The 17,456-nt window shown below is 75.4% G+C and carries 13 protein-coding genes; 6 read left to right on the plus strand and 7 right to left on the minus strand.

Annotated features, from left to right (window positions below):
• Nucleotides 1-77: 77 nt before the first annotated feature.
• Nucleotides 78-1,469, minus strand: a complete 1,392-nt coding sequence (locus ABD330_RS23345) for a GntT/GntP/DsdX family permease (RefSeq protein WP_425555618.1) — start codon at nt 1,467-1,469, stop codon at nt 78-80.
• Nucleotides 1,466-2,005, minus strand: coding sequence for a gluconokinase (locus ABD330_RS23350; RefSeq protein ID WP_344467913.1), 540 nt, complete (start codon nt 2,003-2,005; stop codon nt 1,466-1,468). The genes ABD330_RS23345 and ABD330_RS23350 overlap by 4 nt, the downstream gene beginning before the upstream one ends.
• Nucleotides 2,006-2,156: 151 nt before the next feature.
• Here ABD330_RS23350 and ABD330_RS23355 point away from each other — a divergent pair, with 151 nt between their 5' ends.
• A complete protein-coding gene (locus tag ABD330_RS23355) occupies nt 2,157-2,852 on the plus strand; it encodes a FadR/GntR family transcriptional regulator (protein WP_344467914.1) in 696 nt (231 codons plus the stop codon).
• 123 nt (nt 2,853-2,975) lie between these two features.
• Entirely contained in the window at nt 2,976-3,329 is a 354-nt protein-coding gene (locus ABD330_RS23360) for a hypothetical protein (protein WP_344467915.1), read from the plus strand.
• A gap of 17 nt (nt 3,330-3,346) precedes the next feature.
• Here the strand turns inward: ABD330_RS23360 and ABD330_RS23365 are convergent, their stop codons facing one another.
• The 4 genes from ABD330_RS23365 to ABD330_RS23380 form a co-directional block, all read right to left on the minus strand.
• Nucleotides 3,347-3,538 carry a hypothetical protein gene (locus tag ABD330_RS23365; protein ID WP_344467916.1) on the minus strand — a complete coding sequence of 64 codons (192 nt, stop codon included), beginning with the start codon at nt 3,536-3,538 and terminating at the stop codon, nt 3,347-3,349.
• A gap of 124 nt (nt 3,539-3,662) precedes the next feature.
• Entirely contained in the window at nt 3,663-8,216 is a 4,554-nt protein-coding gene (locus tag ABD330_RS23370; protein WP_344467917.1) for a hypothetical protein, read from the minus strand.
• Nucleotides 8,217-8,276: 60 nt separating this feature from the next.
• Nucleotides 8,277-9,155 carry a hypothetical protein gene (locus tag ABD330_RS23375; RefSeq protein ID WP_344467918.1) on the minus strand — a complete coding sequence of 293 codons (879 nt, stop codon included), beginning with the start codon at nt 9,153-9,155 and terminating at the stop codon, nt 8,277-8,279.
• Nucleotides 9,156-9,564: 409 nt separating this feature from the next.
• Nucleotides 9,565-11,097 carry a hypothetical protein gene (locus ABD330_RS23380; RefSeq protein ID WP_425555619.1) on the minus strand — a complete coding sequence of 511 codons (1,533 nt, stop codon included), beginning with the start codon at nt 11,095-11,097 and terminating at the stop codon, nt 9,565-9,567.
• Between the two features lie 169 nt (nt 11,098-11,266).
• Between ABD330_RS23380 and ABD330_RS23385 the strand changes: the two genes are divergently transcribed.
• The 4 genes from ABD330_RS23385 (at nt 11,267) to ABD330_RS23400 (ending at nt 14,339) form a co-directional block, all read left to right on the plus strand.
• Nucleotides 11,267-11,806, plus strand: a complete 540-nt coding sequence (locus tag ABD330_RS23385; protein ID WP_344467919.1) for a hypothetical protein — start codon at nt 11,267-11,269, stop codon at nt 11,804-11,806.
• Between the two features lie 164 nt (nt 11,807-11,970).
• Complete coding sequence (locus ABD330_RS23390) at nt 11,971-12,747, plus strand: LamB/YcsF family protein (RefSeq protein WP_344467920.1); 777 nt, start codon at nt 11,971-11,973, stop codon at nt 12,745-12,747.
• A complete protein-coding gene (locus ABD330_RS23395) occupies nt 12,744-13,478 on the plus strand; it encodes a 5-oxoprolinase subunit B family protein (RefSeq protein WP_344467921.1) in 735 nt (244 codons plus the stop codon). Before ABD330_RS23390 ends, ABD330_RS23395 begins: the two co-directional genes overlap by 4 nt.
• A gap of 3 nt (nt 13,479-13,481) precedes the next feature.
• A complete protein-coding gene (locus ABD330_RS23400) occupies nt 13,482-14,339 on the plus strand; it encodes a 5-oxoprolinase subunit C family protein (RefSeq protein WP_344467922.1) in 858 nt (285 codons plus the stop codon).
• 76 nt (nt 14,340-14,415) lie between these two features.
• On the opposite strand, the gene ABD330_RS23405 is transcribed toward ABD330_RS23400, so the two are convergent.
• Nucleotides 14,416-17,250 carry an AfsR/SARP family transcriptional regulator gene (locus tag ABD330_RS23405; protein ID WP_344467923.1) on the minus strand — a complete coding sequence of 945 codons (2,835 nt, stop codon included), beginning with the start codon at nt 17,248-17,250 and terminating at the stop codon, nt 14,416-14,418.
• Nucleotides 17,251-17,456 lie beyond the last annotated feature (206 nt).

Consider the following 17,456-nt stretch of genomic DNA (forward strand, 5'->3'; position numbering starts at 1 on the left):
ACGGGGGGCGGGGAGGGCCCGGCACCGGAGGACAGCCTCCGGTGCCGGGCCCTCCCCGCTCCCCCCGGCGCAGTGGGTCAGACGAGCAGGCTGAGGGGCATGATCAGCGCGATGGCGACCACCGAAATGATCGTCTCCATCACTGACCAGGACTTCAGGGTCTGACCGACGGTCATCCCGAAGTACTCCTTGACCAGCCAGAAGCCGGCGTCGTTGACGTGGGAGAAGAAGAGCGAGCCCGCGCCGATCGCCAGGACCAGCAGGGCCGTGTGGGAGGTGGACAGCCCGGCGGCCAGTGGGGAGACGATGCCGGCGGCGGTGATGGTGGCGACCGTGGCGGAGCCGGTCGCGAGGCGGATCAGGACGGCGATCAGCCAACCGAGCAGCAGGGCCGAGACGTGCCACTTGCCGGACCACGCGCTCACCGCGTTGCCGACCCCGACGTCGATCAGGGTCTGCTTGAAGCCGCCGCCCGCACCGACGATGAAGACGATCCCGGCGATCGGCGCGAGTGACTTCTCCAGCGTGGTGGAGATCCGGGCCTTGCCGAACCCGGCCGCCCGGCCCAGCGTCAGCATGCCGAGCAGGACGGCGGCCAGCAGCGCGGTCAGCGGCGAGCCGACGAAGTCCGCCACCCGCTGCGGCAGCGCCTTCGGTTCGTCGACGACCACGTCCGCCAGGGCCTTGCCGAGCATCAGCACGACCGGCAGCAGGATGGTCGCCAGCACCGCGCCGAAGGACGGGCTGCGGTCGCGCTGCACGCTCTCGGCGGGCGTGACCTGGGCCGGGAGGTCGAGCGGGCCGACCCAGCGCTCGGCGAGGCGGGCGAACAGCGGGCCCGCGACGATCAGGGTGGGGACGGCAATCAGCAGGCCGAGCGCGAGCGTGACGCCGAGGTCCGCCTTCAGCGCGTCGACGGCGACCAGCGGGCCGGGGTGCGGCGGCACCAGGCCGTGCAGGACGGAGAGTCCGGCCAGCGCGGGGATGCCGATCCGGATCAGCGGCAGGTTGCCGCGCCGGGCGACCAGCAGCACGATCGGGATCAGCAGCACCACGCCGACCTCGAAGAACAGCGGCAGCCCGAGCACCGCCGCGATCAGCGCCATGGACCAGGGCAGCATCCGGCGGCTGGACCGGCCGAGCACGGTGTCCGCGATGATGTCGGCCCCGCCGGAGTCGGCGAGCAGCTTGCCGAGCATCGCCCCCAGCCCGATCAGCAGGCCGACGCTGCTGACGGTGGCTCCGAATCCGGTGGTGAAGCTGGTGGTGAGCTTGTCGAACGGCACGCCGGCCACGGCGGCGAGCAGGCCGGAGCCCAGCGTCAGGGCGAGGAAGGGGTGCAGTTTCAGCCTGGTTATCAGCAGCACGATCGCGCCGATGCTGAGCAGCACCGCGACCAGCAGGCGGCCGTCGCCGCCGCTGTGGGGCAGCGCCGGCGGGGCGGCGGCGAGCAGGGTGGGGAGCGTCACGCGAGGTCTCCATTGACGGGCCGGAGCAGGGCTTCGGCCATCTCGACGAGTTGTGCGGGGGTGTGGGCGACGTCCAGGACGGCGCCGTGCTCGTCCGGCTGGAGCGGTTCGAGCGCGGCGTACTGGGAGTCAAGCAGCGAGGCCGGCATGAAGTGCCCGGCCCGGTGGGCGAGGCGGTCCTCGACCAGGCCGTGCCCACCGCTGAGGTGCAGGAAGAACGCGTCCGGGCAGTGCGTCCGCAGGGTGTCGCGGTACCGCCGCTTGAGCGCCGAGCAGGTGACCACGCCGCCCGCCCCGGCCTGCGCCCGGTCGCCGAGCCAGCCCGCGAGGGCGGCCAGCCAGGGGGCGCGGTCCGCGTCGTCCAGCGGGGTGCCGGCCGCCATCTTGGCGATGTTGGCGGGCGGGTGGAAGTCGTCCGCCTCGGCGTACGGGAGGGCGAGCCGCTCGGCGAGCAGCCGGGCGACGGTGGTCTTCCCGACGCCCGAGACGCCCATCACCACGATGGTGGGCCGACGGTTCTCGACGCTGAGAGCCATGGGGTGGTGCTCCTGTTCTCCCTGATCTGGCGCAACCTTCTCGCAAAGGTATGACTTATTCAAGACCATGAAACTCAATCGTCATACTTTTCATGCCCGTCTCCTCCGACCCGGCCCGGCCACCCCGGTGATCGGCCTCTAATCTGGACGGATGGACATCCAGGGCCTGCCCGGCCGACTGCTCGCAGACCTCGGACCAGCCATCGCCTCGGGTGAGATCCCGGTCGGCGCGGTACTGCGCGGCGAGGAGCTGGAGGCGAAGTACGGGGTGTCCCGGACCGTCGTCCGGGAGGCGGTCAGGATCCTGGAGTCGATGCGGCTGGTGGCCTCGCGGCGGCGGGTCGGGATCACGGTGCAGCCCAGGTCGGACTGGGACGTCTTCGACCCGCTGGTGATCCGCTGGCGGCTGGCCGGCGCGGACCGGGGCCCCCAGCTGCGCTCGCTCGGTTCGCTGCGGGTCGCCGTCGAGCCCGCCGCCGCCGCGCTGGCGGCCCGTCAGGCCACCGACGACCAGCGCCGGGAGCTCGGCGCCCTGGCGGTCGAACTCACCGTCACCGCGCGCGCCGCCGACCTGGAGACCTTCCTACGGCACGACATCGCCTTCCACGCGACCATCCTGCGGGCCTCCGGGAACGAGATGTTCGCGCACCTCGGCGGCACCGTGGGCGCGGTGCTCACCGGGCGGACGGAGCATCAGCTGATGCCGCACCAGCCGAGGCCGTACGCCGTCCAGTTGCACCGCGAGGTGGCCGACGCGATCTGCGCGGGCGACGCGGAGCAGGCCGAACGGGCGATGCGCACGATCGTGGTGGGGGCGCTGGAGGAGCTGGACGCGACCCTGGGCTGACCCGGATGCCCGGTTTGCGGCGAATTTGACCATTCGTGGGAATGAATCGGCCCGGACGGGGCACTCTGTGGCACGGAGGGCGCGTTGTGCGCCGTCGCACGCCGCCCGCGCTGGGAGTCTCCGATGTCAGCCGTCCGACGCCGTCTGCCCGACGAGGTGCGCTCCGCAGCCGTCCGGGCCTGGCTGTACCTCTCGTGCACGGTGGTCGCCCTGCTCGTGGCCGGGCTCGCCTCGATCGCCCGGAGCCCGCTGCTGACGCCCGCCCTGCTGGCCACCGCACTCGGCGTGTTCGGGACGGCCTGGGGCCTGCTGGACATCGTGATCGCGCGCCAGATCGCCGCGCAGCGGCTGCGCGGACCGAACTCGGCCTCCCCCTTGGCCGGCAGCCGCCCGCCGAAACAGCGGAAGCGGGAGCAGCAGGAGCGGGAGCGGCAGGAGCGGCTCCCGGCGGTGGGCCGGAAGCCGCTCCAGGGCTGAGCCTCGCCCGGCCCGGCTCAGTCCTCTTCCTCTTCCTCCGCGCTGTGCGGCAGGTCGATCCCGTACCGTGCCGCGATGTGCAGGAGCCCGGTGATCCGTCCCCGGTAGGCGTCCACACCGTCCTCGTCGTCGGCAGCGCGGGCCGCCGCGAGTTCGAGGCGCGCCTGCGCCAGCTGCTCGCGCAACTCCTGGCCAAAGACGTCTGCCACGGCTGCTGCCTCCGGTCCCGTTCAGGGACGCTTGAGCGCCCCCGGGTCCCCCCGAGGGCTTCAGCATCCATGAGTACGAACACTTCTTCAACCCGGCCGTGGCACAGCCGCGCGCGGCGCACCGCTACTCGGCGGGCTGGGCCTCCAGGGGGCGCTTGAACATCCGGGTCGCCGTGATCTCGCCGTGGATCGCCGGTCCGTCCGGGTCCTGCGGGGCCGGGAGGCCGGGGCGCAGGTGCTCCTCCACCGAGATGTACTTCAGGCCCGCCCGCAGGTCGGCGTCGTTGCGCAGCCGGATGACCAACGGGAACTCGGCGAGGGCGGTGGTGTCGAAGAGGCCGGTGGTGTAGATCAGCTGGACGCCGAGGGCGTCCGCCACCGCGCGCTGGAGCTCCAGCAGGTAGGTGGCGTTGGCCCGGCCGATCGGGTTGTCGAGGAACAGCGTGCCGGCGTGCCGCAGCTGGGACTGCCCCCGGTCGTTGGCCCGCAGGGCGGCCATCGTGCAGTAGAGGGCGATGGCGGCGGTGAGCAGCTGGCCGCCGGAGAAGACGTCCGACATCTGGCCGACGCTGACCCGCTCGGCGCGCAGCACGGCGTCAGGCTTGAGGATCTCGACCGAGACCCCCTTGGGCCCGATCGCCGCCGCGACGCCGCGCAGCAGCAGGGACATGCCGTCCCGGCGCAGGTCGGAGTTCTTGCGGACGGCGGCGCTGGTCGCCTCGTCGATCACCTCGCCGAGGCGCTCGACCAGCACGGTGTGGTCCGGGTCCTCGAAGCGGATCCGGAGGAACTCCTGGCCGGACCACTCCCCCAGGCCCTCGGGCAGCCGGGAGAGCCGCTGGGCGGCGCGCAGGGTGGCGAGCGAGCTCTCCACCAGGCCGCGCAGGCGGTCCACGATGGAGCCCCGGTTGCGCTCCAGCTGGGCCAGCTCGTCGGTGAGCACCCGCAGGCGGGGCGCGAAGGCGGCGGCCCAGGCGGCGGCGTGGTCGGGCAGCGAGGCGGCGGGCAGCTCGCGGATCTGCTGGCGGGCGGGGGTGCGGACGGCCTCGTAGCGGGCCGCGTTGGCGTGCCGGATCAGCCCGTCGGAGGCGTCCCGGACGGCGAGTTCGGCGGCCGTCAGGTCGGCGGAGGCGCCGCGCAGCATGCGTCGGGTGTCGGCCGCCGCGCCGCGGGCCTCGGCGAGGCTGCCGAGGTACGGCTCGGCGTTCTGCTCGGGCTCCTCCGGGCCGTGGTCGCGCAGGCCGTCCCTGAGCTGGCCGGCCGCCTCGTCGAAGTCGGCGGCGGCGCTCTGCGCGGCGTCCAGGGTGCGCTGGAGGTCGGCGAGCTCGATCCGGGCGGTCTCCAGCCGTTCGCGGCGCTCGGCGAGCCGGGTGGTGGCGGTGCGCAGCAGCAGCTGGGCGTGCTCGGGGTCGGTCGGGACGAGGTCCTCGGGCAGCTCGGTGTGCGCCTCGCCGCTGGCGGGGGCGGAGCGTTCGGCCTCGCCGCGCAGGCGGCCGAGCTGCTCGCTGGCGGTGGCGGAGCGGGCCTCGATGGTGGCGACCAGCTCCTCGGCGCGGGTGACGGCGGCCTGCCGGGCCGGGCCGTCGGCGCCGTCCGGGCTGGCGAGGAGCTCCTCGGCGCGGGTGCGGACCTTGTTGGTGAGGCGGTCGAGCTCGGTGGCGGCGGCCGCCTCGTCGCCCTCGGCGCGGGCCTGCTCGGCCCGCAGGTCGGCGCCGACGCCGACCTTGTCGTAGAGCTGGGAGGCCGCCCGGTACGCCTCGCGCAGGGCGGGCAGCGAGGCGGGGGCCTGGTCGGCGTCCTCGGTGAGGTCGGTCGCGGAGAGCTCGGCCCGCTCGGCGCGCAGGGTGCGGGTGGTGCGGCGGGCGTCGTCGGCGGCGCGCTGGGCGGCGCGGCGGTCCTCGTCGCAGGTGCGGGCGCGTTCGGCGCAGGCGGCCTGGCGGCGGTCGCACTCGGCGGCGTCCTCGGCCAGCTCGCGCTGCCGGCGGGTCCAGTTGGCCCGCTCGCGCAGCCGGAAGGCGAGGCCGGCCAGGGCGTCGGCGCGTCGGCGGGTGCGCTGGGCGGCCTCGCGGCGCTCCTCGTACGCGGACGCGGCGGCGGCGTGGTCGGTCTCGGCCTCGGTGTGCTCGGCGCGCAGGGTGGCGAGTTCGGCGGCGGCCGTCTCGGCCTGGTGGGACGCCGCCTGGGCGGCCGCGGTGAGCTCGGCCAGCGTGCCGGGCGGGCACTGGGCGTGCCAGGAGGCCAGCCGGGAGGCGAGCGCGCGGTCGCCGCCGAGGCGGGCGGCCAGCTCGCGGATGTGCTCCTCGCGGGCGGTGGCGCGGGTGCGCAGCTCCCGGCGTTCGTCGTCGGCGGCGCGTTCGTCGTGCATGGCCGGGTTCGGCGGCACCAGGAAGAAGGGCGGCTCGTCGGCGATCGGCGCGATCAGCGCGGCGGCCGTACCGACGGCGACGGTGGAGCGGGGCAGCAGGGCGGCGGCCTGGAGGGTCTCGCGGGCCCGCTCCAGCGAGGACGGGTCCGTGACGACCACGCCGTCGACCAGCTCGGGGCGGGCGGCGAGGATCGCGTCGTGGTCGGCCGGGTCGACGGACTGGGCCAGGTAGCGCCAGCCGGGCAGCGCGGGGATGCCGTGCTCGCCGAGGTACTCGACGGTGGCCAGTACGTCCGGGCCGGGCGGCAGCAGGCCGCCGTCGCCGAGGGCGGCCAGGATGCGGGAGTCGTCGGCGGCGGCCGTCCGGAGGTCGAAGAGGGTGCGCTCGGCGGTGGCGACGGCCCGGTCGAGCTGGGCGCGCAGGTCCTCGGCCGCCGAGTCGAGGATGGCGGGGGTGAGCGCGCCCTCCTCGTCGTCCTGGAACGGCTTGAGCGAGAGCAGGTCCGCGAGGCGGGGTTCGGTGGCGAGCTGGGCGGCGGTGCGCTGCTCGGCGGCGAGGGCGCGGTGGGCGTCCTTGTACGCGTCGCCGGCCCGGGCGGCGGCGAGTTCGGCCTTCGCTTCGAGCGCGGCGCTCTCGCGGACCCGGGCGGCGGCCTGTTCGGCGGCGCTCCGGGCCTGCTCCAGTGCTGCGGTGGCGGCCTTCTCGGCGTCGGCGGCCTGGAGCGCCGCGCGGGCCGGGTCCGGCTCGTCGGCGCTGCCGTCGATCCAGCCCGCCTCGACGGCGGCCGCGGTCTCCTGCTCGACCTCGGCGAGGCGCTGGCGCAGGTGCTCGGTCTCGCTGCGGGCCTTCTGGGCGGCGGTCGCGGCGGCGGTCGCCTCGCCGTGGGCGGCGGCGCCGTCCTCCTGGAGCTCACCGGCCCGCAGCTCCTCCTGGTCGGCCCGGGTCTCGGCCGCGAGGGCGGCCGTCTCCAGCGCGCGGGCGAGGGCTCCGGCGGCCTGGGCGCGGGCGGCGAGGGCGGGCGCGGCGTCCAGCTCGGCCTCACGGATCGCGACGGCGACCCTGGCGACCCGGTCGGCGGCGGCGCGCCGGCGCAGCACCGCCTCGGCGGCCTGCCAGGCGGCGTGCAGGGTGCGGGCCTCGATCAGCTCGCGGCGCAGTGCGGCGGCCTCGGTGGTGGCGGCGGTGAGGCCGAGGGTGGCGTGGCGGTGCGTCAGCTCGGCGGTGATCAGCGAGTGCCGGGTCCGGTCGGTCTCGGCGGCGGTGACGGCGCTCGCGGCGGCGGCGACCTCGATGGCGAGGTCGTGGCAGCGCTCGCGCTCGGCGCCGGCGCGGGTGGCGAGGCTCTGGGCGAGGCGGCGGGTGCGGCGCTCGGCGGTGCGGTGGGTCTCGCGGACGGACTCGCGGGCGGCGGTGGCGTCGACGATCCGCTGGAGCAGGTCGAGCGAGCCGCCGGTGAAGTCGCGCTCGGCCGTCAGCTCGGCGCGGCGGCCGAGCTTGGCGGCGAAGCCGTGGACGAGGTCGGCGAGGCCGTCGGTGTCCCGGGTGTCGGTGACGGCGCGCAGCAGCAGATCGGTGAAGTCGGAGTCGTGCTTGACCGCGAAGAGGCCGGCCGCCTCGCCCTCGTCGGCGTTCATCTCGCGCTGGTAGCGGAAGAGTTCGGGGTCGAGGCCGAGGTCGCCGAGGTGCTCGTTCCAGCGGTCGTGGATGTCCTCGAAGGTGAGGTCGAGGTACGGGTACGCCTTGCCCGCCTCGGTGAGGGCGTCGCGGAAGCCCTTCATGGTGCGGCGGCGGCCCCGGGCCCGCTCGCTGGTGAGGCCGATCCGCTCGGCGACCGGGAGGGAGTCGAGGGTCAGGCCCGGGCCCGGGCGGAAGGAGTACCAGGTCTCGGCGAACTTGCGCGGGTCGGAGGAGACCTGGCGGCCGCGCCACTCGCTGACCTTGCCGACCACGATCAGCTCGCCGGTGACGGTGTGCTGCCACTCCAGCGCGACGTGTCCGCAGTCGTCCGCGAGCAGGAACTTGCGCAGCACGCCGGAGCTGGCGCCGCCGAGGGTGTTGCGGTGGCCGGGGAGCATCACCGAGAAGATCAGCTTGAGCAGGACGGACTTGCCGCCGCCGTTCTCCAGGAAGAGCACACCCGCCGGGGCCGGACGCCGGGGCGGACCGTCGGGCTCGTCACCGAACAGGCCGGGCTGCTGCGGCGCGGGGTTCGCCACCGGCTCGCCGACACCACGCAGGTCGAGCAGCGTGTCGGCGTAGCGGGCACCGGCCGGCCCGATGGAGTACAGGCGGACCCGGTTGAGCTCGTACATGAGGTGAGATCTTTCCTGGACAGGCTGGAGAGAGGTGCGGGGCGCGGTTCGGAGCGCGGTTCAGAGCGAGTGGAACGGCAGGCCGGCGTCGGCGACCAGGTCCTCGCTGTGGTCGGCGGGGAGCAGGGTGGCGGTGCCGTCGGTGACGACGGCCACGCCGAGGTCGAGCAGCTCGGCCATCGCGGCACTGCCCGCGAGGTCGCGGACCTGGAGCTGGTAGCGGGCGGTGGTACGGAAGGTGCCGCCGGCGTCGTCCGAGGTCTTCTGCAGGAAGCCGGAGTCGACCAGGAAGAGCACCGCCTTGGAGACGATGCCGATGGTCGAGCCGGAGAGCCGGCGGGCGTCCTTGGTCGCGCCGGTCGCACTGCGGCGGGCCCAGACCCGCCAGGCGGCCTCCAGCCCGGGCGCGTCGCTGGCCGGGTCGGTGTTGGCGCCCTCGGCGTCGGCCTGCTCCTCCAGGCGGCGGCAGGCCTGCCGGACGAACGCGTCCACGCCGTTGGTGGTGATCCGGCCCAGGTAGCCGTCGTCGGCGAGGTCCTCGGGGCGGGGGAAGGCCATCGCGGCGACCGCGAGGTGGGCCAGCCCGTGCAGGAACCTGTCGGCGGACTCGCTGGCGGCACGGCGGGAGTAGTCGCCCATCCGGACCGCGAACACCGAGTCCTCGGCGGCGGCCACGGCCATCCCGGCCCGGGAGGACACCTCCAGCACGACCAGGCCCATCCCGGTCGCGACGGCGTCCGCGAGGCGGGCGAAGCCCGGGTCCTCGCGGTGCCGGCGCACCAGCTCGGCGTACTCCGCATCCCGGGCGGGGAGCAGCTTGGCCTGCAGCCCGAACGAGACCAGCCGGGCGGCGTCGGTGACGTCGGCGGGGGTGAGGGCCGCCTGAGCGGCGGGCTCGCTCTCGGGGGCGGCCCAGGACGTCTCGGGGTAGGTCGTCACGGGCGGGGCTCCTTGGTGCTGTTCACGGGCGGGTTCTTCAGGGGCGCGGGGAACCGCGCGAATCGGGAGGTCACGGAGTTGTGGCTCCGTACGGAGGGTCCGGTGCACCGCCTCTGTGGACGGCTGCGGGGTGCCCTGCGGGCGGCGACCCCGGCTGAACCTTGGGGGCCTTCCGAGTCGCGCAGTTCCCCGCGCCCCTGAGGTGCTGCCACCTGGGGTCGGTTCGCGGGTGAACGGAGGGCGCCTTCCGAGTTGCGCAGTTCCCCGCGCCCCTGGGGAGGTGCCACCTGGGGTCGGTTCTCGGGTGAACGGAGGGCGTCTTCCGACTCGCGCAGTTCCCCGCGCCCCCAATGGTTCGCCGTCAGCCCGGGTTCGCGCAGTTCCCCGCGTCCCTGGGGTGCTCGCCTCATCAGCTCGCGTCCTTGCGGTCGGCTGCCATGCCCGCCGCGTCGAGAAGGGCGCTGCCGACGATGAGGTCGGCGCCGCCGAACTCGGGGTCGTCGAGGGTGGCGCCGTCGTCGACGGCGAAGAGGAGGCGCTCCTCGCCCTGGCGGTAGGCGGTGCCGACCGGGGGGCTGGCCGCGTGGACGGCGAGCAGGGCGACCAGGTACGGGAGTTCCGGGTCCTGGCGGCGGGCGTCGGCGAGCAGGCCGGAGAGCCTGCGCGGGGCGTCGGCGGGGAGGTCGAGGAGTTCGAGCGCGGCTTCCAGCTGGGCCTCGGAGAACCGGCTGTCGTCGGGGGTGGCGACCAGGTCCGGGTCGGGCAGCTCCGCGCCGAGGTGCTCGCGCTCGACCGGCGGGGTGAGCAGCAGCTCGACCAGGTCGGCGACCCGGACGGAGGTGGGGGTGCGCAGGCCGGCGCCCCGGGCGAAGAACACGTCGGTGGGCCGGGTCGCCTGTGCTATCGGGAGCCGCAGCAGGGGGGCGAGCAGGTGTCCGTACAGGTCGATGCCGCTGCGGGCGCCGGGGGCGGCGAAGGCCTGGCGGTCCTGTTCGGCGCGGAACAGCGGGCCGGCCTCCAGCAGGCGGGCCTGGAGCTGGGTGTGGCGGCGGATGCAGTCCTTGACGATGTCGACCAGCTCGGCGGCGCGGCGCTTCTGCTCGTGCTCCTCGGTCTCGTCCCGGGCCTTGCGGATGTTGGTGAGGATCGCGTTCTCGTGCCGGTAGCGGTCGGCGATGTGGTCGAGCGCCTCGTCGATCAGGTCGGGGACGGCCTGCATCCAGTCGACGGCGCGGACGTTGCGCCGGGTCGCGTCGAGGGCGCGGCGCAGTGTCTCGGCGTACTGGACGGTGCGGTAGCGGGCCTGTTCGGCGGCGAGCTGGGCGTCGGCGAGGCGGCCGCGCCGGATCAGCACTTCGAGCTTGACCTCGGCGGCGATCTGGGCGGACGTCACGTCGGTGTCGAGCGCGCCGACCAGGACGTTGACGGCCTCGTCGGTGCTGCGCAGGTAGACGCCGCCGTCGGGGCCGGGGACCTCTTCGAGGAGCTTGAAGTCGTAGTCGCGCCGGATGTACGTGCCGTCGGCGCCGAAGGTGCCGTAGACCGCGCGGAAGCCCCGGTCGACGCTGCCGACGTTGATCAGCGACTCCAGCACCCAGCGGGCGACCCGCTCGTGCTCGGCCGTCGGGCGGGCCGGGTTCTGGGCGGCGACCCGGGGCAGCAGGCGGCCGAGGACTATGTCGCGGTCGGCGCCGGTGTCGAAGTCCATGTGGAGCGTGACGAGGTCGATCACGGCGAGGCCGACCTCGGCCATCGCGTACGAGCCGTACTCGCCGGCCAGGTTGGCCTTGCGGCTCTCCAGGTCGTGCAGCGGCGCGGTGCAGGCCAGCGCCTTGAGCCGGCGGGCGAGCCCCTCGTCGGCGGCCGGGCCGGGGGCCGGCCGGGCTGCCGGGGCGGCGGGCCGGAGCTCGTGCTCGGTGGGCTGGTCTGCGATGACGGTCACGGTGGACAAGATTAGGGGTTCGCACCCACAAGGTCCGAAACGAGCCCGCTTGTACGGGTTCTCCCACCCCGCTCCAGCAGAGTTGAACACGTTCAATTCCAGGTCTAGAGTCGGCCCCGTGCAGACGGGGCAAGACCCCGACCGCGATAGCCGCATGGGGGTTCCCGAAATGACAAGCGATCCGGCGCAGACCGAGACCTCGGCCCGACGGCTGGTCCGGCGGTGGCTGTGGATCTTCGTGGTCGGCCTGGTGCTGAGCGGACTGACGGCCTTTCCGCTGCAGAGCGAGTCCCGCTGGCTCGCGGACGCGGTGCACGGTTCGGCGCTCGGCGCGCACTTCCCCTCCCTGGCCGACTGGACCACCAGGATCCGGGACGGGCTGGCCGAGACGGACGCCCGCTACCCCTTCCTCGCCTACGGGACCGACTGGCTGGCCTTCGCCCACCTGGTCATCGCCGCCGCGTTCTGGGGGCCGCTGCGGGACCCGGTCCGCAACGTCTGGGTGATCCAGTGGGCCATGATCGCCTGCGGCGGGGTCATCCCGCTGGCACTGATCTGCGGACCGCTGCGCGGCATACCCGTGTACTGGCGATGTGTCGATATGTCCTTCGGAGTCGTCGGGGTGATCCCGCTGCTGATCGTGCTGCGCGGGATCCGGCGGCTGGAGCGGGCCACGGCGCTGCGGGAGCAGCCGCTGCCGGCCCGCTGAGCGGCCCCTCGGGGCGGTCCGCCGGGCCGCCCCGAGAAACGTTCCGCCAGCTGGGGGAGCGCATACCGCCAGGTGCGCGCTCGGCGCCCGGGTCAGTTGCACGGGCGCCCCCGGGCAGGCCCTACCATCACCTCCAGGAAGCTGGCGCGGGAGGCGGGCATGGCGTGGCCGATGCGGTGATCGATCTCAATGCGGACCTCGGCGAGGGGTTCGGACGGTGGACCCTGACCGATGACGAGGCCCTGCTCTCCGTGGTGACGAGCGCCAACGTGGCCTGCGGCTTCCACGCCGGGGACCCTTCGACCATGCGCCGGGTCTGCTCACTGGCCGCCGAGCGCGGCGTACGGATCGGTGCCCAGGTCTCCTACCGGGACCTGGCCGGGTTCGGCCGCCGGGCGATGGACGTGCCGTCCGAGGAGCTCGCCGACGAGATCGCCTACCAGATCGGCGCCCTCCAGGTCTTCGCCCGCGCGGCCGGCTCCCGGGTCAGCTACGTGAAACCGCACGGCGCCCTCTACAACAAGGTGGTCGGCGACTCCGAGCAGGCCGAGGCCGTGGTCGCGGGCGTCCTGCGGGCGGGCGCCGTGTGCGACGGGCCGCTGCCGGTGCTGGGCCTGCCGGGCTCGCGGCTGCTGGCGGTCGCGGAGGGGGTCGGGCTGCCGGTGGTCGCCGAGGCGTTCGCCGACCGCGCGTACACCTGGGCGGGGACCTTGGTGCCGCGCCGCGACCCGGAGGCGGTGATCCACGATCCGGAAGCGGTGATCGCCCGCGCGGTCGGCATCGCCCGCGACGGCGTGGTGACGGCGGTGGGCGGCGAGCCCGTCGCGGTCGAGGCGCGCTCGCTCTGCGTGCACGGCGACACCCCGGGCGCGGCGCAGCTGGCCTGGCGGGTGCGCGGGGCGCTGGCCTCGGCGGGCGTGCGGGTCGAGGCGTTCGCGTGAGGCAGGCCGCAGCGGCGGACGGCCTACTGCTCCGCCCGGTCGGCGAGGACGCCCTGCTGGTGGAGGCGGACTCGGCCGAGCGGGTCGGCGCGCTGTACGCGGAGCTGCTGGCCCGGCGGGCGGAGCTGCCGGAGGTCGCGGAGATCGTCCCGGCCGCGCGGACCGTGCTGCTGGACGGGATCGCCGACCGCGCCGCGCTGGCCCGGGTGCTCGCGGGGTGGAGCGTCCCCGCCCGGCCGCCCGCGGTGGGCCCGCTGGTGGAGGTGCCCACCGTCTACGACGGCCCCGACCTGGCGGAGGTCGCCCAGCTGTGGGGCGTCCCGGTGGCGGAAGCGGTGCGGATCCACAGCAGCGCCGAGTACCGGGTGGCGTTCTGCGGTTTCGCCCCCGGCTTCGGCTACCTGACCGGCCTGCCCGCCCGGTATGAGGTACCCCGGCGGGCCACGCCGCGCAGCTCCGTCCCGACGGGTTCGGTCGCGCTGGCCGGCCCGTACACCGGCGTCTACCCGCGCTCCTCCCCCGGCGGCTGGCAGTTGATCGGGCGGACGGAGCTGCCGCTCTGGGAGGCCGGACGGGAGCCGACGGCGCTGCTCGCGCCGGGCGTGCGGGTGCGGTTCGTGGCGGTTGACAGCGGTTCGGGGCCGGGCGGTTCAGGACACACCGGTTCAGGACACGTTGATTCGGGACACGCTGGTTCGGGGCCGGGCGGTTCAGGGCAGTCGGGGGGCTGAGGTTTGAGCGAGCTGGTGGTGGTGCGGCCCGGGCCGCTGACCACGGTGCAGGATCTGGGGCGGCGCGGCGTCGCGCATCTCGGGGTGCCCCGGGCCGGGGCGCTGGACGGGCCGGCCCTGCTGGCGGCGAACCGGCTGGTCGGCAACGAGCCCGGCGCGGCCGCACTGGAGACCACCCTCGGCGGGGTCGCCCTGCGGGCCTCGGCCGCGGTGCTGATCGCGGTGACGGGGGCGCCCGCCCCCGTACGGGTGGCCGGGCGGCCCGCCGCGTGGGGCGCGCCGGTGGCCGTGCCGGCCGGTGCGGTGGTGGAGGTCGGGGCCGCCACGCACGGGGTCCGCAGCTATCTGGCGGTGGCGGGCGGGATCGCGGTACCGGAGCTGTTCGGCAGCCGCTCGGCGGACCTGCTGTCGGGGCTGGGCCCGGCGCCGCTGGCGGTCGGCACCGTGCTGCCGGTCGGGCCCGCGCACCCGCGTCCGGCGGTGGAGCTGGTGCCGCTGCCCGCGCCGCCGGGCGAACTGGTGCTGCGGCTGCGGCCCGGCCCCCGGGCCGACTGGTTCACCCCCGAGGCGGTGGCCGGGCTCCCCCGGCAGCGCTACCGGGTCGCCGGGGCCAGCAACCGGATCGCCCTGCGGACGGAGGGCCCGCCGCTCCCCCGGGCCCGGACGGGCGAGCTGCCCAGCGAGGGGATGGTGCTGGGAGCCGTCCAGGTCCCGCCGGACGGACGGCCGGTGGTCTTCCTGGCCGACCACCCGACCACCGGCGGCTACCCGGTGATCGGGGTCGTCCCAGCCGCCGATCTGGCGGGCGCCGCGCAGGCCCGGCCGGGCGTGCCGGTGCGGTTCCTGTTGCTGCGCGAGTAGCCGTCCGGGGCCTGGGGCTCCGTCCGCGGGCTCATCGGAGCGGCGCCGCCCCAGGACGGGCCGCGCGCTCCGCTGTCTACCCGGGCGCGGCCTGGAGGCGGGTCCGGACCGATGCGGCCTCGGGGTGGTCGAGGGCGGTGAAGAGGGCGAGGGCGGCACGCCAGTTCTCCTCGGCCTGCGCCCGGGCGCCGGCCTGCTGGTGCACGTCGCCGAGCCTGAGCAGGGCCACGGCCTCGGAGGGGCGGTGGCCGTTCGCGCGGTGCAGGTCGGCGGACTGCCGGTAGCGGCTGAGGGCCTCGGCGGTCTGGCCGAGCTGCTGGTGGATCCGGCCGAGGCTGTCGAGGGTCTGGGCCTCGCTCTCCTGTTCGCCCGTCTCGCGCAGCAGGGTCAGGGTCTCCTCGCAGTCGGTCAGGGCCTGCTCGTGGTCGCCGAGCTGCGAGCGGTACCAGCCGACCGCGTTCAGCAGGCGGGCCTGTCCGGACCGGTGCCCGGCCGCCCGGTGGAGTTCCAGGCCCCGCCGGGCGTGTTCCAGCGCCTCGGCGTGGCCGTCCGACAGCGCGTGCCAGAAGGCGAGACTGTGCAGGACGTCCCCCTGGCCGCTGAGGCTGCCGAGGCGCCGCTCCAGATCGAGCGCCTGTTCCAGGTGTTCGCGGCCGGCCTCGCGCTCGCCGGGCTCGCGGCAGAGCTGCCCGAGGACGCGTTGGGCCAGCGCCTGGCCGCGCAGGTCGCCCAGCCGCTGGGCGGCCGCCAGCCCGCTGCGCTGGCTCGCCCGCACGTCGCGCAGGCGTCCGGTCCGGACCAGGTAGGTGGTCAGTGACCACGGGATCTGCCAGGCGTGGGCGTCGGACCCGCGGTCGGCCGCGAGGACGCCGAGCGCCAGCAGGACCGGGTGCTCCGCGTCGAACCACGCCGACGCCGCCGCGGCCGTGCCGAGCTCGACCGGGACGGCGCCGGGGTGGCGGGCCCCCAGGGTGATCGGGTCACGGGCCGGGAAGATCAGCCGCTCGGCCGCGTGCGCGGTGTGCAGGTAGTGGTCGAGCAGCCGCTCCGTCGCGGCCGCCCGGGCCGCCTCGTCCTCGGTGCTGCGGGCGAGGTCGGCGGCGTAGGCGCGCAGCAGGTCGTGCGAGAGGTAGCGGCCCGGCGCGTGCTCGGTCAGCAGGTGCGAGTCGATCAGCTCGTCCAGGGCCGCCCGTGCCTGCGCGGGTGTCAGGCCGGCCAGGCAGGCGGCTGCGGGCAGCGCGACGTCCGGGCCGGGGTGCAGGCCGAGCAGCCGGAACAGCCGGGCGGCCGGCTCGCCGAGCTGTTCGTACGACCAGGAGAACACCGCGCGCACGTCGGTGACGGTGTCGCCGCCGTTCAGCGTGCTGAGGCGGTCGCGGGCGTCGGCGAGCCGGGACAGCAGCTCCTCGAACGGGAAGCCCGGGTTCATCGCGAGCCGGGCGGCCACCACGCTCAGGGCCAGCGGCAGCCGGGCGCACAGCCCGATCAGCTCGTCGACGGCGGCCGCCTCCCCGGCCACGGTCTCCGCGCCGAGGCGGCGGGCCAGCAGGTCCCGGGCGTCGGCGAGGCTGAGCAGGTCCAGCGGCAACGGCTGCGCACCCTCGATGGCCACCAGGCTGGCCAGCCGGCTGCGGCTGGTCACCAGGACCGGGCACCGGGCGGTGCCGGGCAGCAGGGGGCGGATCTGGTCGGCGTCCCGGGCGTTGTCCAGGACCACCAGCAGCTGCCGCCCGGCGACCAGGCTGCGGTAGAGCGCGACCTGCGCCTCGAAGCTCGCCGGGATCCGGCCGGGCGGCGTGCCCAGGCCGTCCAGGAAGCCGCGCACCGCGTGCTCGGCCGTGACGGGCTGCCCGTTCGGGTCGAAACCCCGGAGGTTGACGTACAGCCGGCCGTCCGGGAAGCGGTCGGCCGCCCGGTGGGCCCAGTGCACGGCGAGCGCGGTCTTCCCCACGCCCGCCGTGCCGGTGATGGTGGCGATCAGCGCGGCGCCGGGGGTGTCGTCGGCGCTGTCGAGCAGGCGGGACAGCGTGCCGAGCGCCTCGCTCCGGCCGGCGAAGAACCTGGTGGTCGGCGGCAGCTGCTGCGGCACCGGCTGCGCCGGGCGGCCGGGTTCGGCCGCGGCGGGCGGGCGGACGGTGGAGCCGGTACCGGTATCGGTACCGGTGGCGGGTTCCGGGGTGGCGTCGAGGATGCGCTGGTGCAGTTCCCGCAGCGCGGGCGAGGGTTCGACGCCGAGTTCCTCGACGAGCGACTGCCGCAGGTCCCGGTAGACCTTGAGCGCGTCGGCCTGGCGCCCCGCCGCGTACAGCGCGCGCATCAGCTGCCCGTGCAGCGCCTCCGCCCAGGGGTGGTCGCGGACCACCGGCCGGAGCTCGCCGATGGCCTGTCCGTACTGCCCCAGCCGCAGGCGGGCCTCGGCCAGTCCTTCGGCCGCCTGCAGCCTGCTCTCGCGGAGGTGGTCGAAATCCCCGGCGTCGAGGCCGGCGACCGGGACGTCGGCCAGCGGATCACCCCGCCACAGCTCCAGGGCCGCCGACAGCGCGTCCGCCGCATCGTGCCAGCGGCGCGCCGCCAGTGCCTCGCGGCCCAGCCGGGACTGCTCGTCGAACTCGTGCAGGTCGAGCCGGCCCGGGCCGAGCGAGATGAGGTAGCCGTCGGGGGTCCGCTGGATCGCGGCCGCGCCCTCCGGCCCGAGCAGGCGGCGCAGCCGCATCACGTGGTTGTGCAGGGAGGCGGTGGCGGTGGGCGGCGGGGCCTCGCCCCAGAGGGCGCCGACCAACCGGTGCACCGGGACCGTCCGGCCGGCGTTCAGCAGCAACAGCGCCAGCAGGGTGCGGCCCATCCGCGCGTTGACCGGGACGGGTACGCCGTCCCTGGTCACCGTCACGGGTCCGAGCACCGCGAATCTCATCGAAACCCCTCATGGCCCGTTGCCGCTGAGCAGCCACGAGCCCCCGGTGAGCTCTGTTAGTGGCATGTTAGAGGCCACCTGCAGGATGTTCCCGACGGGTCCGGCCCGACGGTGCGGACGCGCCGGCGGCCGCACGGGGGACGAGCCGCCGGGCCGGACCCGTCGAGACGGAGCCGAGCGAGAGAGGACACCGGATGACCCGACCC

This window comes from Kitasatospora kazusensis, assembly GCF_039529945.1.
Classification (GTDB): domain Bacteria; phylum Actinomycetota; class Actinomycetes; order Streptomycetales; family Streptomycetaceae; genus Kitasatospora; species Kitasatospora kazusensis.